Raw genomic sequence first — 23,231 nt, 5'->3', positions numbered from 1 at the left:
GCCGTCTCGATCAATCACCAGCCCGAACTGCAAATCCTGCGATCCATATGGGACTCTGGAACCTCTACTTCGCCGCCAAGCTGTACCTGTTCGCGATCGGACAGGTGCAGCCGCGCTGGCTGCTCAACTTGCTGTTCGCGCTATGGCTGGTGCTGCCGCTGGAACACCGCGGCCTGCGCGTGCTGCGCCAGGTGCTGGCGGTGGTGGTGGGCGTGGCGCTGCTGTACCACGAATCGAACCTGCCGCCGTTCGCGCGCGTGATGTCGCAGTTCTCGAACCTCAGCGACTTCACGCCGGCCTATCTGCTCGAGCTGCTGCAGCGCTTCGTTAGTCCGAACCTGGTGCTGGGCGCGATCGTCGTCACGCTGGGCTATCTGGTGATCAACCGCTGGGTGCGCGTCACCACCTTCGTGCTGCTCGCGCTGATCGTGGTGCCGCTGTGGCAAGGCGCCGGCACGGTGTCGACCGGGACGGCGGCAACCGGCACCGGCGCGGCGCGCGGCGCGCAACGCCCGGCCTCGACCATGCGCATCGACAGCCCGGCCGAAGTGGTCGACAACGAGGCGCAGCTGAACGCCTTCCGCGCGCAGGAGGCCACGCGCCAGGTCGCGTTCACGCCGATCAGCGCCTCGCCCGACAGCCAGTTCGACATCATCGTGCTGCATGTCTGCTCGCTGTCCTGGGACGATCTCGATGTCGCCAAGGCGCGCAATCACCCGCTGCTGTCGCGCTTCGACTATCTGTTCACCGAGTTCAGCTCGGCGGCCAGCTACAGCGGTCCGGCCGCGATCCGGCTGCTGCGCGCGGCTTGCGGCCAGCAGCCGCACCAGGCGCTGTACTCGCCGGCGCAGGCGCAATGCCATCTGTTCGAGGCGCTGGCGCAGGCCGGCTTCGATACGCGCGTGCTGATGAACCACGATGGCCGCTTCGACAATTTCCGCGGCTTCGTCGACAAGGAAATCGGCATTCCGAACGTCACGCATGTGCCGGTCGACGGCGTGCCGCCGGCGATGCGCGCCTTCGACAATTCGCCGATCCTCGGCGACTACGCGGTGCTGGAGAAGTGGTACAAGGCGCGGCTCGCGCAGAACGGCGGACCGCAGGCGCTGTACTACAACACCGTCACGCTGCACGACGGCAACCGCCTGCCGGATTCGAAGCTGACCAGCATCCAGTCGTATCCGCTGCGGCTGACGCGGCTGCTGGACGATATCGACAAGCTGATCGCGATGATCGCGCAGTCTGGCCGCAAGGCGGTGGTGGTGTTCGTGCCCGAGCACGGCGCCGCGCTGCGTGGCGATGCCAACCAGATCGCCGGCATGCGCGAGATTCCCACGCCGCGGATCGTCCATGTGCCGGTGGGGGTCAAGCTGATCGGGCTGCAGGGTGCCGATGCAGGCGGCAATGCGGGTGCAAATGCCGGTGCTAATGCCGGTGCTAATGCCGGTGCTAATGCGGGCAGCAGCGACAAGGCGCCCGACGGCCCGGTGACGATCCACGCGCCGAGCAGCTATCTGGCGCTGTCGCAGCTGTTGTCGAACCTGGTCGCCGACAGCCCGTTCCGGCAAGGCGCCCCCGCGCCGTCGCAGTACGCGGCGGACCTGCCGCAGACGCGCATGGTCGGCGAGAACGAGGCGACCGTGATGATGAAGCGCGGAACCGGCTACGTGGTACGCACGCCCGACGGCGTATGGGTGGACGGCAAATGAGCGAGTGGGGCGAGGTGAGCAAGACCGGCGAGCGCCAGCGCAAGCGCGCCCGACTGCGGCGCGACATGCGACCGCGGCAGGCGCCGCGGCCCAATAACGATATCGAGGCATTGGCGATGAAGGTGCCGGGCTTCGCCGCGCAACGCTATGTCGACGAGCAGGAAGCCCAGGCGGCCCGAGCCGCCGCGACGCGCTGGCCGCGGCTGGCGGGATGGCTGGGCTATGGCGAGGACGGCGAGCCGGATGGCCTCGCCGTCGCCAGCGGGACAGCGCCGAAGCTCAGCCCGACGCCGCGTTGAGCGCCTGCGGCTCGGTGCTCGGCTCGTTCATGGCGGTGGCCGAAGCCGGGGCCGAAGCCGAGACGGATGCCGATGACAACCGTACCGGCGCATCGGCTCCCGCTACCGCGGCCAGCAGCAGATTCGCCGCCGGCTCCAGGCGCTCTTGCTGATTGAACAGCCGCACGGACACCAGGCTGTTCTGCAGGGCGGCAAACAACACCTGCGCCAAGGCAGCGGAGTCCATCGTCGGCTGCGCCACGCTGCCGTTCTGCTCGCGTGCCCGCTCCAACAGCGCGGTCAGCCAGCTTTCGTGGATCCGATGGAATTCCTGCAGCGCCTGGTGCACCGCCGACGGCAGGCACAAGGCCTCGGTCGACAGCATGCCGGCCAGGCATACCTGCTGCCCGCCGCATTCGCGCCGCCACGAGGCCAGATAGCGTTCTGCCTGCTGCAGCGGCGGCAGCGTCGGATCGATGCCATCCAGATAGCGCGCGATGCGTTCGCTGTAGGCGTTCACCGCTTCCAGCGCCAGGTCTTCCTTGGTCGGGAAGTAGTAATGGATGCTCGACGTCTTGACGCCGACGCGCTCGGCCAGATCGCGATAGCTGAAGCCGTTGAAGCCCCGCTTGCGGATCAGGTCGAGCGTGTGTTCGAGCAGCTGGTCACGCACCGTCGCCACCGGCGCGCCGGCGCCGGCGGGCTGGCCCCGGCCGGCGGAGCGGGAAGTCGAAGCGTCTTTCATGACATGCCCTCCCCCGCTACCACGAGCGGCCGTTGCGGTATTGCCCTTCAAACGTTGGCACCTTCGGTGAAGACGTCGAACTGACCCTGACGCGCGCCTTCGGTGAAGACATCGAAGCGGCCCTGGCGGGCGCCGTCGGTGTACGGGCTGCGCGACGGCTCGGCCGAAACGCCGGTGCGATCCAGGCCGGCGACGATGCGAGCGCCGTCGGTGTACGGGTCGAACTTGCCGCTGCGCGCGCCGTCGGTGAACTGATCGACGCTGCGAGCGCCGTCGGTGTACTGGTCGACGCTACGAGCCGGGCTGGCCGACACGCCGGTGCGGTCCAGGCCGGCGAGCACGCGCGCCCCATCGGTGTACGGATCGAACTTGCCGCTGCGGGCGCCGTCGGTGAACTGGTCAACGCTGCGGGCGCCGTCGGTGTACTGGTCGACGCTGCGGGCCGGGCTGGCCGACACGCCGGTGCGATCCAGGCCGGCGACGATACGCGCGCCATCGGTGTAGGGATCCGCCTTGCCGCTGCGGGCGCCGTCGACAAAGGTGTTGCGATCGCCGCTGCGGGCGCCGTCAACGAAGGTATTGCGCTCGCCGCTGCGTGCACCGTCGACATAGGTGCTGCGCTCGCCGGCGCGGAATTCGTAGCCGTACTTGTCGGCGGGAACGGTCGCAGCCTGAGCGGTACCGGCGACGAAAGCGGCGGCAAGGGTGGCGGCGGTCAACAGGGACTTGGCGAAGGTACGGTTGGTCATGATCAGCTCCTTTCGGGGATCCGCGCCTGGCGGATCGAATTGGTCAGTGTGGAATCCGGCTGTCGAATCTACGAACCGCATCTACTAGTAGATAGATAACCTGACTCGAAAAAAACCCGGATTCCCGGGGTTGTTGCGTGGACTTGAGTGCCGCTTCACGTCTTCTTCGGTGCGGCGCCGCGTCCATGTGCCCTACTTTATCTACTACTAGGTAGATAGTCAAGGAGTTTTTTCGAGCGCTTCCGTCAAGGTCGCGGGCGCCCATAATGCTTCGATACCGGACGGCCCTTTGCGGGGCGCCGGAAAATGCACTTAGCGCTGTCCACTCCGAGTCCTTCAGGGCTGTATCGAGCGCATCGAGGCCGAAGCGGCCTCGGATCGGACCGGAGATTCCCTGCCTTCACGAGGAGACTTCCATGCAGATCCAACGCGGCCGCCTGATCGACCACCTCCACCTGAAAGTTCACGACCTTGCCGCCTCCCGCCGCTTCTACGGCGCGGTACTCGGCGTGCTTGGCATCGCCATCACCGACGGCGATGGCTACTTCTACGCCGACGAACTGTGGGTCGACGAAGGCACGCCAGGACAGATCACCCACGCCCACTTCGCCTTCCAGGCCAAGGACCGCGACACGGTCGAGGCCTTCTACAAGGCCGGCCTCGCCGCCGACGGCCGCGACAACGGCGGCCCTGGCGAGCGCACCTACCACCCCGGCTACTACGCCGCGTTCCTGCTGGATCCGGATGGGAACAACGTCGAGGCCGTCTACCACGGGCCACACCAGCGATCGTCGGAAGCGGTGGTGATCAGTTGGTGAGCCGGGCTGGGTAACAGCGCTCGCCTGCCACTACGTCTCTCCCACCCCCTTGGTCACGTCACGAAACTGTGGCTTCTGCAAGCCAGTCTGATATAATCGCGGGCTTCCGGAGAGATGGATGAGTGGTTTAAGTCGCACGCCTGGAAAGCGTGTATGGGTTAATAGCCCATCGGGGGTTCGAATCCCCCTCTCTCCGCCACGAATTCAAGCGAATCAAGCACTTGGCATAACGACGCCCCGATTATTACCGTCAGACACCATCGAATTCGGTGGGGAATCGGAACCAAATCGCAACATCGAAGCTACGAAAGTAAAACGCTGCGGCGCCCACTCGGGCGCCGTTTTGCGTTGGCACGTCATCTACCGTAGCAGTTGGTGCCATCCGTCTCCATCGCACCGATTCATGGGGCTGGAACAGCCCGGGCAGCCAAGCGCCTCGGTGATGGCGCTTGGCCGGCAAAATCCCTCCGACGAAAAGCTGCAGCGATTTCCGGCGATGCATCGCGACGCGCAAGCCCGAATCGAGGAGCGGAAGCGCGGTGGACACCGGTGTCAGCCTTGGCCAAGGCCGCGGAGTTGCCGTGCCGACTCTGTAGCCAATATCAAAGAGCTTTAGGTTCTATGCCCAAGCCGTCCGCTTGTACAGCCACGACGCTTGCAGCCCCCTGATCACCAAGCTAGACTCATCGAATAGTCGGGAGCGCTGAGACATCGGTGCGTTGGACGATTGTTCCACTCGGCTTACCCCATACCAAAAAGCGGACCGCAATGCGGTCCGCATTTTTTTCGCCCCTCGGAAGCATTCCCCCTCCTGCTCCCTCGGTGTTCCGTTCGCCTACACCGCCGAGACTTGCGCCGAGGCTGCCTGTCCCACGAACTCCGGCGGCGCCGTAACGATCGAGCGCAAGTCAGGCTCGGCCGGCCGCAGCCGATCGAGATCCGGCTTCGGACGCGACAAGCCGGGCATCGAAGCAAACGCCGATTCCATCGCCTGCGCGACGCCGAGCGTCAGCGCGTCGCCGCGGAACGGGCCGGTGATTTGCAGGCCGAACGGCATGCCGGCCTCGTCGGTGCCGCAGGGCAAGGCGATGCAGGGATGGGTGGTCAGTGTCACCACGTAGGTCAGCGCAAGCCAGCGGTAGTAGTTCTCCTGCTTCTCGCCGTCGACGACGTCCGCATAGAGCTGGGTCCACGGGAATGGCGAGACCGGCGTGGTCGGCGACAGGATCACGTCGTAGTCGCGGAATGCCTGCTGGAAGCGCTGCAGGATGCGGGTCTGCTCGGCCTGCGCCCATGCGCTGTCCACCAGCGACATACGCGCGCCGATCTCGTAGTTGGCGCGCGTATTGGGTCCGAGGCTATCGGGATCGCGTTCGTAGGTGTCGCGCAGCGAGGCAACGAAGCTCTCGGCGCGCAGCACGTCGAAGCAGCGATGCACATCGCCCAGGTCGAACGCGACCTCGTCGCAGGACTTGAACAGGTGCCGCATCGCGGCGAGCCGTGCACGGAACACGCGGCGGATGTCGGGGTCGACGGCGCAGCTGCCGAAGTCTTCGGTCCAGCCGACCCGCAGTCCCGACAGGTCGACGCGCGCCGGCGTCAGCAACGCCAGCGGATCGACGGCATGGCTCAGTGGATCGCCTGCCGACTGGCCGGCCGATGCGGCAAGCTGCATGCAGGCATCGGCGACCGTGCGGCCCATCGGGCCGACCACCGAGATCGGCGTCCATCCGAGCAGCTTGCGCGAGTTAGGCACCAGCCCCGGCGATGGGCGGAATCCCACCACGCCGCATTTGGCGGCGGGAATCCGCAGCGAGCCGCCGGTATCGGAGCCGGTGCAGACCGGCAGAAAGTCCGCCGCCAGCGCGGCAGCCGAGCCGCCCGACGAGCCGCCCGCATTGAGGTTCGGATTGAACGGATTGCCGGTGGCACCCCAGACGGCGTTGCGCGAATTCGCGCCGGCGCCCATCTCCGGAATATTGGTCTTGCCGACCACCACGGCCCCGGCCGCCCGCAGCCGCGCCACCAGCGTGTTGTCCTGCGCGGGCACATTGCCGCGGTACAGCGGCGAGCCGTAGGTCGTCAGCAGGCCGGCCGTCGCTTCGAGGTCCTTGACGCCGAGCGGCAGGCCATGCAGCAGGCCCAGCGAATCGCCGCGCATCACCGCCTGTTCGGCCGCCCTCGCCTCCTCGCGCGCGCGTTCGTAGCAGGTCGCGGTGATCGCGTTGATCAACGGGTTGTAGCGCTCGATCCGCGCGATGCAGGCGTCAAGCAACTCCACCGGCGAGATCTGGCGGGCGCCGATCAGGCGGCGCAGTTCGACGGCGGACAGCGAAGTCAGTGCGTTGTGGTCGGACATGGCGTATCAGTCGAGCTTGATATTGGCGCGCTGCGCGATGGCCCGCATCTGCGGAATTTCCTTCTCGATCATCGCGCTGACCTGCTTGCCCGACGCGAACGACGGCTCGATGCCGTTGTCGGCGAGCTTCTTGCGCGTGTCGGGATCGGCGATCGTATCGGCCAGCGCCTTCTCGAGCCTGGCGTGGACCTCCGGCGGCAGGCCGCGCGGCGCGACCAGCGCGATCCACGTGCTGGCGTCCATGCCGGGATAGCCGCCCTCCGCGACGGTCGGCACATTGGGCAGCAGCGTCGAGCGTTTCGCCGTCGTCACCGCGATGGCCTTGACCTTGCCGGCGCGCACCTGAGGCAGCGCCGCGGCCACGGTGTCGATGCTGAACGGAATCTGGCCGCCGATCAGGTCGGTCATCGCAGGCGCGCTGCCCTTGTAGGGCACGTGCAGCAGCCTGGCACCGGTCAGATTGAGCAATTGCTCGCCGGCGAAATGCGCGGTGGTGCCGGCACCGAACGAACCGTACGAGTACTTGCCGGGATCGTTCTTCGCCGCGGCCACAAACTCCTTCAGGTTGTTCACCGGCACATCGCGATTGGCCAGCAGGATCAGGCCGGTCACGCCGATCAGGCCGATCGGCTCGAAGTTCTTCTGCGGGTCGTACGGCAGCTTCGGATAGACCGCGGGATTGACCGTGAACGTCGTGCCGGAACTGGCCAGCAGCGTGTAGCCGTCCGGCGCTGCCTTGGCGACGTAGCTGGCGCCGACGACGGTACCGGCGCCAGCCCGGTTCTCGACCACGACGGTCTTGCCTAGCCGTTCGCCGAGCTTCTGCGCGACGATGCGCCCCACCACATCGGTCGCGCCGCCGGGCGGGAATGGCAGCACCAGCTGGATCGGCTTGGTCGGGAAGCTGTCCTGTGCCGAGGCTGCAGACGGCGCCATCGCGACGAGCGCCAGGCCGGTGGCGGCAAACAGGAAACGGACGGATGAGGCGGAAGGACGCATGGGATGCTCTCTCGTAAGAATCCAAGGCGATGCCGGCGCCTGTGCGTCGGCTCGATGTCATCCTAATGTCAAACTTCGCATAGAATCGTCGCAATGTTTCGAACACTCGATTGCCGAAATGGCAATCGTTGGCGCAAACCCGGAGCGGGTTTTCCCCGAGGCATCCCGTCCCATTCACGTCGATTCCCATGTCCTATCGGGCCCTGCAAGAGACCGCGGTGCGCTACTTCCTCGAAGTGGTTCGCACCGGATCGGTCAAGGATGCGGCGATCAAGCTGAACGTCGCGCCGTCGGCCGTCAGCCGGCAGATCGCCAAGCTCGAAAGCGAGCTGGACACGCTGCTGTTCGACCGGCGCGCACGCGGGCTCGTGCCGAACGCCGCGGGCGAACTGCTGGCCGCGTTTGCCAAGCGCTCGCAGCAGGACATCGAGCGCGTGGCGGGCGACATCCAGGCGTTGCGCGGCCTGCGCGTCGGGCGCGTGCGGCTCGCGGCGGTCGAGGGCATCGCCCATGAATTCCTGCCGAATCTCGCCGCCAGTTTTCGCGAGACCCATGCGGGCATTCACTTCGAGCTCGAGGTCTGTCCGCAGGGAGAGATCGCACGCCGGATACGCGACGGGGAAGCCGATATCGGCATCACGCTGGCGTGGTTGCCCGAGCCGGAGATCCACGTGGAGCTGCGGCACCCGGCTCCGGTGCTTGCCGTGATGGCGCCGGACCATCCGCTGGCGCGCCATCGGCAGCTGTCGCTGGCGCAGGTCGCCACCTACCCGCTGGCGTTGCCGCCGAAGGACAGTTCCGTGCGGCAACTGCTCGACGCCGGCTGCAGCCGGCAGGGCCTGCGCTACCAGACGGTGTTCTCGAGCAACCAGCTCGATTCGCTGGTCAGCTTCGCGGCGGCGGGCGGCGGCGCGATCTGCTTCTACGGCGAGGTGTCGATCCGCGGCAGGCTGAAGGCGGGCACCATCGCCGCAGTGCCGCTGCGCGATCGCGAGATGAACGAGCGCCAGATCGAGGTGCAGACGCTGGCCAACCGCAAGCTGCCGCCTGCCGCGCGCGCCTTCGTCGAGCATCTGCGGCAGGGCCTGATCGAGCTTCCACATTCGTGATTGCCGAAAGCGCAATCGAGTATTCGGAATATTGCGCCGATCGCATGGCTTCAGCGAGGCGGTGCGCGGCGAAAATCCCGACCTGATCCACCCTTCTACGTTCCGCGCTAGTCGCTGCCCTCATGTCACAGGAAATCCTCGTTCTCGGCGCCGGCATGGTCGGCGTCAGCACCGCGCTGGCCCTGCGCCAGCGCGGGCACCCAGTCGTCCTCGTCGATCGCGCCGCCCCGGGCACCGAGACCTCCTATGGCAATGCGGGCTTCATCCAGCGCGAGGCGGTGCAACCGTATGCGTTTCCGCGCGACTGGAAGACGATCCTGCGCGTGATCGCCCGCCAGGGCAACGATGTGCACTACCACCCCGGCGCGATGCTGCGGCTGCTGCCCGTGCTCGCCCGGTACTGGCGCGAATCGGCCCCGGACCGCTACGCCGGCACGATCGCCGCCTATGCGGCGCTGGTCAGGCATTGCGTCAGCGAACACGAAAAGCTGATCGCGGCCGCGGGTGCGGAGGACCTGGTCAGCAAGGCGGGATGGCTCGAGGCCTACCGCAGCCCGCGCGCCTTCGATGACACGGTACGAACCGCGACGATGGTGGCGCGCGAGCACGGACTCGATTGCGCCGTTCTCGATGGCGCCGCGCTGCGGGCCGCCGAGCCCGCGCTGCATGGCGGCCTCGCGGGTGCGATCCATTGGCGCGACCCGTGGACCGTCAGCGATCCCGGCGAACTGGTGCAGCGCTACGCTGCGCTGTTCGAACGGCAAGGCGGCATCGTCCGCCGTGGGGACGCCACGACGCTGCAGCCCGACGGCAGCGGCTGGCGCGTGACGACCGAAGCCGGCCCGCTGTCGGCCGCGCAGGCGGTCATTGCATTGGGTCCATGGGCGTCGACGCTGACGCGGCCGCTCGGGTATCGCCTGCCGCTGTTCATCAAGCGGGGCTACCACCGCCACTACGCGAGCGCCCGCATGCCGTCGCTGCCGCTGCTCGATGCCGAACGCGGTTTCGTGCTGGCGCCGATGCGGCGCGGTCTTCGCGTGACCACGGGCGCCGAATTCGCTCACCACGATGCACCGCCGACGCCGGTGCAACTGGCGGCGGCCGAGCGCTACGCGCGCGAGCTCGTCGATCTCGGCGCACCGGTCGAAGCCCAGCCGTGGATGGGCGCGCGGCCCTGCGTCGCCGATATGCGGCCCGTGATAGGACGCGCGCCGCGCCACCGCGGGCTGTGGTTCCATTTCGGCCATGCGCATCAGGGCTTCACGCTCGGCCCGGCGACCGCGCGGCTGCTGGCCGAACTGATCGACGGCGAGACACCGTACGTCGACCCGCGGCCCTACGATCCGGTGCGATTCGAATAGTGCCCAGGGAAGGCTGGAACAAGGTTCGAGCCACGCCTGCAAAGGCGAGATGTTGGGATGCCCGGGCCAGCCACCGGCGGCCCGATGTCATGCAAAATCCGATGGCAGCCACGGCGAGCGACGCGTCGCCGACGCTCGCCCCAACCTGTCGGAGGTCGCATGCATCTCGAAGGCTCCTGCCACTGCGGCGCGGTCCATTTCAGCGTGGAATCGCCCTGGCCCTACCCCTATCTGCATTGCTACTGCTCGATTTGCCGCAAGACCGCGGGCGCCGGCGGCTATGCCGCCAATATCGGCGCATTGAACGACACCTTGCGCGTACGCGGCAGGCAGCACATCGCCATCTATCACGCCGTGATGCGCGAGCCCGGCAAACGGGCGAGACGTTCGCCGATGGAGCGGCACTTCTGCACGAAGTGCGGCAGCGCATTGTGGATACGCAACCCGGACGAGCCCGAGCGCGTCTATCCGTTTGCCTCGGCCGTCGACACGCCGCTGCCGCGCCCGCCGGAGATCGTCGAAGCGGAGCTCGACTCCGCGGCCTCCTGGGTCGACGTACCGAGCGGCAAGGGACACGTGCACTGCGCGCAGTGGCCCGAGGAAACACTGGCGCAATGGCATCGGCGGCACGGCCTGGAGCAGCGCTGAGCGGGCCCGGGACCGGTCCGGGATGGGGCTCCGCAGCGGGACGGCTCCCGCACCGCTGCTATTCTTGGCGCTCCGTCAATACCCGACACTATCAGGACACCATCCGGACACTATCCGGTCACTATCCGACACCGCGCCATCCCATGCACTGGATCTACCTGGCCATCGCCATCATCGCCGAAGTCATCGCCACCACCGCACTGAAGGCCGCCGCCGGCTTTACCCGTCCGCTGCCGTCGCTGGTCGTCGTCACCGGCTATGCGATCGCCTTCTTCTGCCTGTCGCTGACGCTGCGCAGCGTGCCGATCGGTATCGCCTACGCGATCTGGTCGGGCGTCGGCATCGTGCTGGTGTCCGTGGCCGCGTGGCTGCTGTTCGGCCAGCGGCTCGACCTGCCGGCGCTGCTCGGCATCGCGCTGATCATGGCGGGCGTGCTGGTGATCAACCTGTGGTCGAAGTCGGTCACGCATTGAATCGGCGACGCCGCCGCCGCGCACCCTACCCCCACCCTACCGCCACCCCTACCAACTGCAAACAAATGTAAGCACTTTGAAAAGTGCATTGGGAGGGGCCACAATTTGAAAAAAATACAGTACGCTAATAACAATCGATTAAGACATTACTCAATATCGATATAAACAAAACTAAAGTCAGTAACTGGCAAACGAAAATTCGACGCAGCCGTTCATCGTTCCATTGGAACGGCAAACGATTGGATTCGGCGCCAATTTTTTGACCAAAGAATTCCGGGGGGGCATCCGGGCACAGCCCATGCCAATTGATGGATATTCCATTGCCATGGAATATCGAGGGTCATTGTCGCGGTCTGTCGTCATCGCCTGTTCAGCCAACCCGTTTTGCCGCGGTGTTTGCCGCGGCCCTTTGTGGGATCGCCTGTAGCGTTCGCCGGCCCGGCGTGCGCTCGTTTTTTCGCAGGACTGAACTGGCGTATGGCTCAAACCCGCATCGGAACGGACGCGATCGTCGCGTCCAGCGTCGCGCAGGCGCAGGATTGGCTCGCCCGCCACTATCCCGGCATCACGATCGAGGCCGATGGCGCCCAGCTCCGGCTCGAAATCCAGATCGACTATCTCGACGGCATGGCCGTGCACACGCTGGCCACCGGCACCACGCTGTGCCTGCGGCTGCCTTGCCAGCACGACGGCTATCTGTTGTACACACAGGCCGAAGGCCAGCTCGCCCTCGCCACCGAGCAGGACGGGCTGCGGACCTTGCCGGCCGGCACCACCGTCGCCGACGCCAGGCGGGTCACCGCCTGGGGCTTCGGCCCGGGCCGCTACGAAGCCATCCTGATCGATGCGGCGAGCCTGCACGGGCGGCTATCGCAGTCGATCGAACGGCCGGTGACGCAACGCGTGAAATTCGCCCCGCCGGAAGGCAACGTGCCGTCCGGCGTGCGCTTCGCGGGTGAGCTGGTGCGGGCGGCGCGGCGCTATTCGAACGCGGACGGCGGCCCGCACGCGATCGCCCCGGACATCGTGCAAAGCCTGCAGGACGCCGTGATCTTCGCCATGCTCAAGGAGATTCCGCACAATTATTCGGTCTACCTCGCGCGCCGCCATGCCGGCCCGTCGCCGCGGCATGTGCGCCGGGCCATCGAGTACATCCACGCCAACGCGACGGCGGCGCTCGGACTGGCCGACATCGCGATGGCTGCCCGCGTCAGCATCCGCACGCTGCAGGCCGGCTTCGCCAAGTTCAAGGGCTTCACGCCGATGGGCTATGTCAAGCGGGTGCGCCTGGAAGGCGCGCACGCGGACCTGCGTACCGCCAGCGCGGAACAGTCGATCGCCGACATCGCGCGGCGCTGGGGCTTCAGCCACCTCGGGCAATTCGCGCGGGACTACCGCATGGCCTTTGGCGAAACCCCCTCCGAAACGCGCCGCGGAGATTGACGGCAGCGCTGGCCGGAATTGTCGACAACAAAATAAATAGCGCTTAAATCAGATTTAATTGAATTTGTAATTTAATACCCCTGCACCTACCGGCGTAGGGGTATTTTCTTTTATAAATCCGCGCCCGCATTAATGCCTTCTCCGCAATTCATTATCAAAAAAACGCAGGCCATATCAATCGCACGCACTATATCGCTTGCCGCACTGACGAAGACATACCGCCACTTGGGAATCACTTATACGCTCCACTTCCAATAGCGAGCAGTAGTTCCGATCGACCCAAGGAGATAGGCATGGCTTCGTCAGCTGTTCTGCAAAACCACATCGATGTCGCGGTGCCCGCGGGGACCAGGACCGTCGCGGCGCCGGAGGGTGCCGCCAATTTCCTGGTCGCCGGCAACAAGGACAACGTCGCCAACTATGCGCGCGAAGGCAACGACCTGCTGATCGAGTTCAAGGATGGGCAAACGGTGCGCATCCAGGGCTTCTTCGCCAATGGCGTCAACTTCAACAACCTGGTGTTCGTCGAGGGCGAGTCGCGCTGGCTCGCGACCTTCGACCAGGCGCTGATGGCAGGCGGCGACAACGTCCTCGAATCGGCGGTGGTCTACGAGCCGATCGCCGATGGCAGCGCGGCGCTGCTGGGCATCCTTGGGCTGGCCGCTGGCGCCGGCGTGATCGCCGCCGCCGCGGGCGGCGGCGGCGGTGGTGGCGGCGATGACCGTCAGCCGACGGCGGCGCGTCCGACGGTCAGCCTGATCGACGACCAGGCCCCGGTCACCGGCGCGATCGCCAACGGCAGCGCGACCAATGACGCCACGCCGACGCTGCAGGGCACCGGCGCCATACCCAACGGCCGCATCCAGATCTCGATCGACGGCCAGCCGCCGGTGACCATCAACGCCGACGCCAACGGCAACTGGAGCTACACGCCACCCGCACTGCCGTCGGGCCAGCATCAGATCGTCGTCACGCAGACCGGCAGCGATGGCAAGACCAGCGAGCCCACGGTGATCGACGTGACGATCGACACCACGGCGCCCGCCACGCCGACGCTCAACCCCAGCAATGGCGCGACGCTCAGCGGGACCGCGGAGGCCGGCAGCACGGTCGGCATCGACCTGAACGGCGACGGCACGCCCGATGCCACGGTCGTCGCCGATGGCAACGGCAACTGGACCTATACCCCGACCTCGCCGCTGCCGGACGGCACCACGGTGACCGTGGTCGCCACCGACCCGGCCGGCAATACCAGCGAGCCCGCGACGACGACCGTCGACGCCCAGCCCCCGGCCACCCCGACCGTCAATCCGACCAACGGCACCACGCTGAGCGGCACCGCGGAAGCGGGCAGCACCGTCGGCATCGACCTGAACGGCGACGGCTCACCGGACGCCACCGTCACCACCGACGGCGGCGGCAACTGGACGTACACGCCGACCTCGCCGCTGCCGGACGGCACCACGGTCACCGTCACGGCAACGGACCCGGCCGGCAATACCAGCGGCCCCGCGACGACGACCGTCGACGCGGCCGCCCCTGCCGCGCCGGCGATTTCCGGCGTCACGGACGACACCGACCCGGTCAGCGGTCCGCTGACCTCGGGCGGCAGCACCAACGACACCACGCCGACGATCACCGGTACCGCGGAAGCGAACAGCACCGTGCAGATCTTCAACGGCGCCACGCTGCTCGGCACCGTGACCGCCGACGGCAGCGGCAACTGGACCTTCACGCCGAGCACGCCGCTGGCCGACGGCAGCTATTCGTTGACGGCGACGGCGACCGATGCGGTCGGCAATGTCAGCGGACCGGGAACCGCCTTCGTCCTCACCGTCGATACCGCCGCTCCTGCCGCCCCGGCCATCACGCAGGCCACCGGCACCACACTGGCCGGCACGGCCGAAGCCGGCAGCACCATTGCGATCGACCTGAACGGCGACGGCACGCCCGATGCCACGGTCACCGCCGATGGCGGCGGCAACTGGAGCTATACCCCCGCCACGCCGCTGGCCGACGGCACCACCGTCAGCGTGACCGCCCTCGATGCCGCCGGCAACAGCAGCGGGCCCGTCACCGCCACCATCGACTCCGTCGCGCCGACGGCACCGTCGATCGGCAGCGTCACCGACGACGTGGACCCGGCCAGCGGCCCGCTGACCTCGGGCGGCAGCACCAACGACGCCACGCCGACCATCGCCGGCACCGCGGAAGCCAACAGCACCGTGCAGATCTTCAACGGCACCGCGCTGCTCGGCACGGTCACCGCCGACGGCAGCGGCAACTGGACCTTCACGCCGACCACGCCGCTGGCCGACGGCGGCTATTCGCTGACGGCCGTTGCCACCGACGCCGCCGGCAACACCAGCCTGGCCAGCACCGCATTCGACTTCACGCTCGATACTGCCGCCCCTGCCGTACCGGTCATCGCGCAGGCCAATGGCACCACGATCATCGGCACCGCGGAGGCATACAGCACCATCGCGATCGATACCAATGGCGACGGCACTGCCGACGGCACCGTGACGGCCGATGGCCAGGGCAACTGGAGCTTTACGCCGGGCGTACCGCTGGCCGACGGCACCGTGGTCAGCGTCACCGCAACGGACGCCGCGGGCAACGTCAGCGCGCCGGCCGACGAGACGGTCGACGCGGCGCCGCCCGCCGTGCCGACCATCGATCCGACCAACGGCACGGTGCTCCAGGGCACCGCCGAGGCCGACAGCACTGTCCGGATCGACACCAACGGCGACGGCACGGCCGACGCCACGGTCACGGCCGATGGCGCGGGCAACTGGACCTACACGCCGGCCACGCCGCTGGCCGACGGCACCGTGGTCAGCGTCACCGCGACGGACGCAGCGGGCAACACCAGCGCGCCGGCGACCGAAACCGTCGATGCCGCGCCGCCCGCACTGCCGACCATCGACCCGACCAACGGCACGGTTCTGCAGGGCACGGCCGAAGCGGACAGCACGGTCAATATCGACACCAATGGCGACGGCACGTCCGATGCCACCGTCACGGCCGATGGCAGCGGCAACTGGAGCTACACGCCGGCCACGCCGCTGCCCGACGGCACCGTCGTCACCGTTACGGCGACCGATGCCGCCGGCAACACCAGCGCGCCGGCCACTGAGACGGTCGACGCCGCGGCGCCAACCGCGCCTTCGATCGACACGGTGGTCGACGACGCCGGTCCGGTCTCGGCGCCGCTGACTTCCGGGGACAGCACCAATGACAGCACCCCGACGATCGCCGGCACCGCCGAAGCGAACAGCACGGTACAGATCTTCAACGGCACCACGCTGCTGGGCACCGTCACCGCCGACGGCACCGGCGCCTGGACCTTCACGCCGACCACGCCGCTGACCGACGGCAGCTACTCGCTGACGGCCACCGCGACCGACGCGGCCGGCAATACCGGCCCGGCCAGCGCGGCGTTCGACTTCACGCTGGACACCGCCCCGCCGGCCCAGCCGTCGGTCGACGACAGCAACGGCACCACGCTGACCGGCACCGCGGAAGCCAACAGCACCGTGCAGATCGACACCGACGGCGACGGCACGCCCGAGGCGACCGTCACCGCCGACGGCAGCGGCAACTGGACCTACACGCCGACCACGCCGCTCCCCGACGGCACCGTCGTCACGGTTACTGCCGTCGATGCCGCCGGCAATGTCAGCACGCCCGATACGGTGACGATCGACGGCACGCCGCCGGCCGCGCCGGCAATCGACAGCGTCACCGACGATACCGGCACGGTCACCGGCCCGGTGGCATCGGGCGGCAGCACCAACGACACCACGCCGACGATCGCCGGTACCGCGGAAGCGAACAGCACCGTGCAGATCTTCAACGGCGCCACGCTGCTCGGCACCGCGACCGCGGATGGCACCGGCAACTGGTCCTTCACGCCGACCACGCCGCTGACCGACGGCAACTACGCGCTGACCGCGGTTGCCACCGACACCGCCGGCAACACCGGCCCGGCCAGCACGCCATTCGATTTCACCGTCGATACCGCCCCGCCGGCCGTACCGCAGATCACCCAGGCCAGCGGCACGACGATCGCCGGCACCGCGGACGCCAACAGCACCATCGCGATCGACACCAATGGCGACGGCACCGCCGACGCCACCGTGAGCGCGGATGCCGATGGCAACTGGAGCTACTCGCCTGCGACGCCGCTGGCCGATGGCACGGCCATCAGCGTCACCGCCAGCGACGCGGCCGGCAATACCAGCGCACCGGCCACCGACATCGTCGATGCCACGGCGCCGAACGCGCCGCTGATCACCACGGTGACCGACGACGCCGATCCGGCCAGCGGTCCGCTGACCTCGGGCGGCAGCACCAACGACACCACGCCGACGATCGCGGGCACGGCCGAGGCCAACAGCACGGTGCAGATCTTCAACGGCACCACGCTGCTCGGCAGCGTGACCGCCGACGCCACCGGCAACTGGACGTTCACGCCGACCACGCCGCTGGCGGACGGCAGCTACGTGCTGACCGCCACCGCAACCGATGGCGACGGCAATGCCGGGGCCGCCAGCGCGGTGTTCAACCTGACGGTCGACACGGCGGCGCCCGGCGTGCCGCTGATCACGCAGTTCACCGGCAACACCATCGCCGGCACGGCGGAGGCCAACAGCACCATCGGCATCGATACCGATGGCGACGGCACGGCGGACGCCACGGTCAGCGCCGACGGCAGCGGCAACTGGACCTACTCGCCGGCGACGCCGCTGGCCGACGGCACCGCCATCGCGGTCACGGCGACCGACGCCGCGGGCAACGTCAGCGCGCCGGCGACCGCGACCATCGACGCGGCCGTTCCTGCCATCCCGACGATTGCCAGCGTCACCGACGATGTGGACCCGGTCAGCGGCCCGCTGACTTCGGGCGGCAGCACCAACGACAGCACGCCGACGATCGCCGGTACGGCCGAGGCCAACAGCACGGTCCGGATCTTCAACGGCACCACGCTGCTGGGGACCGTCACCGCCGATGGCACCGGCAACTGGACCTTCACGCCGACCACCCCGCTGACCGACGGCAGCTATGCGCTGACCGCCACCGCGACCGATGCGGCCGGCAATGCCAGCCCCGCCAGCGCGGCGTTCACCCTGACCGTCGATACCGCGGCGCCCGCCGCCACGGTGGCCATCGCTGGCGTCACCGACGACACCGGCACCGCGGGAGACTGGATCACCGGCGATACCACGCCGACCTTCAGCGGGACGCTGAGCGCGCCGCTCGCTGCCGGCGACCGGGTCGAGGTCAGCTACGACGGCGGCAATACCTGGACGCAGGCGAGCGTCAACGGCACCACGTGGTCGTGGTCGGCAAGCAATCATCAGTTCGCCGACGGTAACCACTCGGTGGCGGTCCGGGTCATCGATGCCGCCGGCAATATCGGCAGCAGCACCACGCAGGACTTCACCATCGAGACCGACGTCGCGCCGGAAGTCTCCGCGCAGGAATCGGGCGGGCTGCTGGGCATCGTCGACGCCAACGTGCTGGGGCTGATCGACCTGAGTTCGCAGCAGGTGTTCGGCGCGAGCGACTACAACAACAACATCCAGCAGGTGGTGCTGCGCTACGGCGGCCTGATCGGCCTGCCGCTGCAGCGCCTCGGATACAACGCTGAGCTTGCCGCGGAGCTGGGCATCAACGTGGTTCCGCTGCACGACCCGGGCATCCTGGGCGTGATCGGGGCACTGTCGACGCTGACGATCACTTCCGCCGACGGCGGGCCGATCGATACGCTGCGGCTCAACGAGCTGCTCGGCTCGGTGACGATCGAAGGCGGCCTGCTGGGCGTCAGCCTGGACCTGCTGTCGAATTTCACGATCACCGCGACCGACACCACGGGGCTGACCGATACCGCCAGCGCCAGCCAGCTGGCAAGCGCCGAGGTACTCGCCGGCCTGCTGGGCTCGAGCCAGTCGAGCGCCATCGTCGAAGGCACGTCGGGGGCCGATACGCGTACCGGCACCAGCGGCAGCGACCGGCTGTACGGCTACGCCGGAGACGACACGCTCGATGGCGGCGACGGCAACGACCTGCTGCGCGGCGGCGCGGGCAACGACACGCTGATCGGCGGCAACGGCAACGACCTGCTGATCGGCGGCGCCGGCAACGACACGATGACGGGCGGCACCGGCAGCGATGTGTTCCTGTACGAGGTCGTCAGCAACGACGGTACCGGCGGCAACGGCAGCGACATCATCACCGACTTCACGGTGGGGACGGCGCCCGGACAAGCCGGCTCCGACGTGATCGACCTGTCGAGCCTGCTGGTCGGCTACACCGGCGATGGCGACGGTCCGGCGCACTACGTCGACGGCGTGGCGACGATCGATGCCGGCGACAACATTGGCGACTACCTGAGCGTGACCACCGACGGCACGAATACGGTGATCCATATCGACCGCGACGGCACCGGGGCCGCCTTCGGCTCGGAAGCGCTGGTCACGCTGAACAACGTCAATACCGATCTGGAGACGCTGCTGGCCAATCGTCAGGTTCTGGTCTGAGCGAGGCGGGCGGCGGTCTCCCCGTTCCGCCGCCCGCTTCGCCGGACCCTTTCCATCGATCCCGTCACCGACCCGTCATCGAGCCGACCACCAGGAGACGCGCCCCACCGCATCGACCCGCCCTGCACTACCCCGTCGGCCGCGACGCTGCCTCGCGACCGATGCGTGGCCACATGTCAAAGCCTTCACCGCGGACCGTGGTGATTTCGTGAAACCGACATCGTTGAGATCCATCGTGGCCCTCCTTGCCAACGGAGCGCGGACCCGGCAGCGCCCGCTCCATTCCCGGCATCGTGCCGGGGACACGCTGCGTACCCCGCCGGTATCGGCGACGCTGTCCGCCTTTGCCGCGCTGGCGATGCTGGTCCTGCCCTGCCCAGGGCCGGCATCGGCGGCGCCCTACACCGCTTCCACGACGCCGGCGCCGTCGGCGGCCTCCGCCGGCATGCCGAGCCCCTCCACGCCGCAGCGCATCGCCCTCGACGGTCTGACGCTGCGCAACGCGGTCGGCATCGCGATCGCGCGCCATCCCGACATCAGCCGGGCGAACGCCGTGGTCACGCAGAACCTTTCCGAGATCTCGGTCGCCAAGGCCGCCTGGTACCCGAAGATCGAATACGGCGTGCAGCCCGGCTACGGCGGCAGCTTCGGCAGCGGCGGCAACGACCTCGGCTCGCGCGCCTCGGTCGGCGCCAGCCAGTTGCTCTACGACTTCGGCCGCACCCGCAGCAAGGTCTCGGCGGCCGACGCCAATCTCGGCAAGAGCCAGCATCAGCTCGCCGATACCGTCGAGACGGTGGCGGCCAATACCGCCGATACCTTTGTCGAACTGGCCGCCAGCCAGGCCGTGATCGCGGCCGCGCAGCGGCAGGTCGAATCGATGAACGAGACGCGCGCGCGCATCGGCGAACGCGTGCGCGCCGGCCTGTCGGTGTCGTCCGACCGCGACCTGGCCGAGGTGTCCACGCTGCGTGCCAATGCCGAAGTGCTGAAGGCGCGCAACCGCTTCGACGTCGCCGCCACCAGGCTGGCCGAGCTGATCGGCGCGCGTCCGCAACAGGTGGCAGACCTGGCCAATACCAGTGGCGTGATCGAGCGGATCACGCGCGAAGGCGGCGGCGGCCGCGACGACCAGATCGACGACACGCCGTCGGTGCAGGCGGCACGCGCCGCCGTCGATGCCGCCGCGGCCAATGTCGACCTGGCGAAGGCCGAGCGCTACCCGTCGGTCAGCGTCGGCGTCAGCCGTTCTCTGTCGACCGGGCGCGCCAACGCCAATGACGATACCTGGGTCGGCCTGTCGATCCGCGGCGACTTCTCGCTGGGCCGGCTCGCGCAGCACCGCATCGCCGCGGCGCAGGCGCAGGAGCGCGCCGCCGCCGATGCGCTGGAGAACCAGCGGCTGCGCACGCGCACCGCGCTGTATGCGGCGCAGACCGAGGCGGAAGGCGCGGCCGCGCGGCTGGCCAGCTACCGCAACGTGATCGAGCTGTCGCGCTCCTCGCGCAATCTGTACTGGCAGGAATACATGCTGAACAAGCGCTCGCTGACCGAGGTGATCACGCGCGACCGCGAGATCTTCCTCGCCGAGGAAGAATGGATCAACGCCATGGCCGACGGCATCCGCGCCCGCATCAAGGCGTATGCCGCGGTCGGCAAGTTCGTGGAGCTGCTGCGGCAGCAGGAAGGCGCACGCGATGAATGACCCCACTGCGTTGAGCGCGCTGGCGCAGGCCGCCGGGCAGTCCCCGCAAACGCCCCCGCGGCAGGCCCAGGCTCAGCGCCAGGCCGAACCCGAGGCACAGGCGACGCTGCAGCCATGGATCGATGCGATGCTGCTCGCCGCGCGGCAGCTCAACGTGCAGGCCTCGCCCGAGCAGCTGCGCAATGCCGCGGCGTGGAGCGGGCGCGACGAGGCGCAGCGCGAGACCGCCATCGTCGAACTGGCCGCATCCGCCGGCCTGTCCGCGCAATTCGTCGCGCTGCCGCCGGCGTCGCTGTCGCCGGTGATGCTGCCGGTGCTGGTGCCGCTGGGCCAGGGCAACACCAGCTCGGTCGGCATGGTGATCGCCGTCGCCAACGGCGTGGCCACGCTGCTGCTGCCGCTGGACGGCAAGCCGGTCGAGCGCAGCCTGACGCTCGATGCGCTGGCGTGCGAAACGAGCGGCCGCATGCTGCTGGTGCAGGCGCGCACCACCCGGCGCGGCGACCGGCTCGACGCGTATCTGCGCGCGGCGCCGGACTCGTGGCTGACCGGCATCTTCACCGCGCACTGGCGCACGATGCTCGACCTGGGCCTGGGCTCGCTGTTCGGCAATCTGCTGGCGGTGGGTACCTCGCTGTTCGCGATGCAGGTGTGGGACCGCGTGGTGCCGGCGCGCTCGCTGCATACGCTGTGGGTGCTGGCCTCGGGCGTGGCGCTCGCGCTGGCGCTCGAACTGCTGATCCGGACCGCGCGCGTCTCGATCACCGACCATTTCGGCAAGCGCGTCGACATCAAGCTGTCGGCGATGTTCTTTGCCCGCGTGCTCGATATCCGCAACGATGCGCGGCCGCGCTCTCCCGGCACGCTGATCGCGCAGCTGCGCGATCTCGAACAGCTGCGCGAGCTGTTGACCTCGAGCACGCTTGGCGTGCTGATCGACCTGCCCTTCGTCGCGGCCTTCCTGTTCATCATCTGGGTACTGGGCGGCTGGCTGGTGGCGATTCCGCTGGCGGCGATCCCGCTGCTGATCCTGCCGGGGTTGCTGGCGCAGATCCCGCTGGCCCGGCTGTCGCGCGAGGGAATGGCCGAGGCCGCGCTGCGCAATGCGATCCTGATGGAGTCGATCTACCGCGCCGAGGACATCAAGTCGCTGCAGGCCGAGCCGCGCTTCCGCGGGCTGTGGGACCACGCCAACCACGTCAACGGCGAGATCGGGCTGAAGCAGCGCTTCATCGCCGGACTGCTGGTCAACGTGTCGCAGACGGTGCAGCAGATCGCCTATGTCGGCGTGGTGATCGCCGGCGTCTACGGCATCCTCGACGGCAACCTGTCATTCGGCGCGGTGCTGGCCTGCTCGATCCTCACCAGCCGGACCATCGCGCCGCTGGCGCAGATCCCCGCGGTGCTGGGCCGCATCCAGAACGCGCGCGTCGGCAAGAAGGCGCTGGACGAGCTGCTGCGGCTGCCGGTGGACCACGATCCCGACAGGGACACCTATCACAAGCCGGTGCTGCGGGGCGGCTATCGCTTCGAGAACGTGGCCTTCGGCTTCGACCCGCAGGAAAAGCCGGTGCTGACGGTTCCGCAGCTGCGCATCGCGCCGGGCGAACGCATCGCGATCCTGGGGCGCGTCGGCGCCGGCAAGTCGACGCTGCTGCGGCTCGCCGGCGGGCTGGCTTCGCCGACGCAGGGCCGCATCGTGCTGGACGACACGCCGATGGAGCTGATCGACGTCGCCGACATCCGCCGCGACATTGGCAGCGTGCTGCAGGAATCGAGCCCCTTCTACGGCACGCTGCGCGACAACCTGCTGATCGCCAATCCGCTCGCTACCGACGAGCAGCTGCTGCGCGCGCTGCGGCTTGCCTGCGCCGACCAGCTGCTGCTGAACCAGCCGCACGGGCTGGACCTGCGCATCCGCGAGAACGGGCTCGGCCTGTCCGGCGGCCAGAAGCAGGTGCTGGTGCTGGCCCGCACCTTCCTGCGCGACCCGCAGGTGCTGCTGCTGGACGAGCCCACCGCGTCGCTGGACGAGGGTACCGAACTGGCGGTGATCGAACGGATGCGCCAATGGCTGGGCCGGCGCACGCTGATCGTCGCCACACACCGCTATCCGGTGCTGGCGCTGGTCGACCGCATCGTTGTCCTCGAGCGCGGGCGCGTCGTCCGCGACGGGCCGAAGGACGAGGTGCTGGCCCAGCTCAAGCGCACGGCGGTGCCACGAACGGCGGCAGCGCAAACGCCGGCCAAGCCGGCGGCGCCCGCCCAGGCAACGGCCGCGGAGTAGCGC

15 protein-coding genes and 1 tRNA gene are annotated in these 23,231 nt (G+C 68.3%); 12 read left to right on the top strand and 4 right to left on the bottom strand.

The window, feature by feature from the left end; all coding sequences use genetic code 11:
* The first annotated feature begins 47 nt into the window (after nt 1-47).
* Both bcsG and M1D55_RS14825 read left to right on the top strand, forming a co-directional pair.
* A complete protein-coding gene (gene bcsG, locus M1D55_RS14830) occupies nt 48-1,709 on the top strand; it encodes a cellulose biosynthesis protein BcsG (RefSeq protein ID WP_456282477.1) in 1,662 nt (553 codons plus the stop codon).
* Nucleotides 1,706-2,008: a hypothetical protein gene (locus M1D55_RS14825; RefSeq protein ID WP_064576029.1), complete on the top strand. Its 303-nt coding sequence runs from the start codon at nt 1,706-1,708 to the stop codon at nt 2,006-2,008. The genes bcsG and M1D55_RS14825 overlap by 4 nt, the downstream gene beginning before the upstream one ends.
* Here M1D55_RS14825 and M1D55_RS14820 read toward each other — a convergent pair.
* Together M1D55_RS14820 and M1D55_RS14815 are read right to left on the bottom strand one after the other, a co-directional pair.
* Nucleotides 1,989-2,732 carry a TetR/AcrR family transcriptional regulator gene (locus tag M1D55_RS14820; RefSeq protein ID WP_064576026.1) on the bottom strand — a complete coding sequence of 248 codons (744 nt, stop codon included), beginning with the start codon at nt 2,730-2,732 and terminating at the stop codon, nt 1,989-1,991. The two genes, M1D55_RS14825 and M1D55_RS14820, sit on opposite strands and share 20 nt — an antisense overlap.
* Nucleotides 2,733-2,779: 47 nt before the next feature.
* The gene (locus tag M1D55_RS14815; RefSeq protein WP_456282476.1) at nt 2,780-3,481 is read right to left on the bottom strand and encodes a copper resistance protein CopQ; all 702 of its coding nucleotides are present in this window, start codon (nt 3,479-3,481) and stop codon (nt 2,780-2,782) included.
* A gap of 416 nt (nt 3,482-3,897) precedes the next feature.
* Between M1D55_RS14815 and M1D55_RS14810 the strand changes: the two genes are divergently transcribed.
* Both M1D55_RS14810 and M1D55_RS14805 read left to right on the top strand, forming a co-directional pair.
* On the top strand, nt 3,898-4,299 hold the full coding sequence (locus M1D55_RS14810; RefSeq protein WP_232206530.1) for a VOC family protein: 402 nt from the start codon (nt 3,898-3,900) through the stop codon (nt 4,297-4,299).
* A gap of 108 nt (nt 4,300-4,407) precedes the next feature.
* Nucleotides 4,408-4,498 (top strand) — tRNA-Ser (locus tag M1D55_RS14805).
* A gap of 636 nt (nt 4,499-5,134) precedes the next feature.
* Here M1D55_RS14805 and M1D55_RS14800 read toward each other — a convergent pair.
* Together M1D55_RS14800 and M1D55_RS14795 are read right to left on the bottom strand one after the other, a co-directional pair.
* Nucleotides 5,135-6,658: an amidase gene (locus M1D55_RS14800; protein ID WP_456282475.1), complete on the bottom strand. Its 1,524-nt coding sequence runs from the start codon at nt 6,656-6,658 to the stop codon at nt 5,135-5,137.
* A gap of 6 nt (nt 6,659-6,664) precedes the next feature.
* Nucleotides 6,665-7,657: a Bug family tripartite tricarboxylate transporter substrate binding protein gene (locus tag M1D55_RS14795; protein WP_232206532.1), complete on the bottom strand. Its 993-nt coding sequence runs from the start codon at nt 7,655-7,657 to the stop codon at nt 6,665-6,667.
* Nucleotides 7,658-7,845: 188 nt separating this feature from the next.
* On the opposite strand from M1D55_RS14795, the gene M1D55_RS14790 reads away from it, so the two are divergent.
* The 8 genes from M1D55_RS14790 (at nt 7,846) to M1D55_RS14755 (ending at nt 23,228) form a co-directional block, all read left to right on the top strand.
* Nucleotides 7,846-8,766: a LysR family transcriptional regulator gene (locus tag M1D55_RS14790; protein WP_006576415.1), complete on the top strand. Its 921-nt coding sequence runs from the start codon at nt 7,846-7,848 to the stop codon at nt 8,764-8,766.
* Nucleotides 8,767-8,888: 122 nt separating this feature from the next.
* Complete coding sequence (locus M1D55_RS14785; RefSeq protein WP_456282474.1) at nt 8,889-10,127, top strand: NAD(P)/FAD-dependent oxidoreductase; 1,239 nt, start codon at nt 8,889-8,891, stop codon at nt 10,125-10,127.
* 159 nt (nt 10,128-10,286) lie between these two features.
* Nucleotides 10,287-10,775: a GFA family protein gene (locus M1D55_RS14780; protein WP_006576413.1), complete on the top strand. Its 489-nt coding sequence runs from the start codon at nt 10,287-10,289 to the stop codon at nt 10,773-10,775.
* A gap of 143 nt (nt 10,776-10,918) precedes the next feature.
* Nucleotides 10,919-11,248 carry a DMT family transporter gene (locus tag M1D55_RS14775; protein ID WP_456282473.1) on the top strand — a complete coding sequence of 110 codons (330 nt, stop codon included), beginning with the start codon at nt 10,919-10,921 and terminating at the stop codon, nt 11,246-11,248.
* Between the two features lie 477 nt (nt 11,249-11,725).
* Entirely contained in the window at nt 11,726-12,691 is a 966-nt protein-coding gene (locus M1D55_RS14770) for a helix-turn-helix transcriptional regulator (protein WP_456282472.1), read from the top strand.
* A 293-nt stretch (nt 12,692-12,984) separates the two neighbouring features.
* Nucleotides 12,985-19,236, top strand: coding sequence for an Ig-like domain-containing protein (locus M1D55_RS14765; RefSeq protein ID WP_456282471.1), 6,252 nt, complete (start codon nt 12,985-12,987; stop codon nt 19,234-19,236).
* A 235-nt stretch (nt 19,237-19,471) separates the two neighbouring features.
* Nucleotides 19,472-20,941 carry a TolC family protein gene (locus M1D55_RS14760; protein WP_064576010.1) on the top strand — a complete coding sequence of 490 codons (1,470 nt, stop codon included), beginning with the start codon at nt 19,472-19,474 and terminating at the stop codon, nt 20,939-20,941.
* Complete coding sequence (locus M1D55_RS14755; RefSeq protein ID WP_456282470.1) at nt 20,934-23,228, top strand: type I secretion system permease/ATPase; 2,295 nt, start codon at nt 20,934-20,936, stop codon at nt 23,226-23,228. Before M1D55_RS14760 ends, M1D55_RS14755 begins: the two co-directional genes overlap by 8 nt.
* Nucleotides 23,229-23,231 lie beyond the last annotated feature (3 nt).

The organism is Cupriavidus sp. JZ107 (assembly GCF_053903255.1).
The sequence above is the reverse complement of the archived record's forward strand: the minus strand, read 5'-3'. Positions and strand labels throughout refer to the sequence as shown.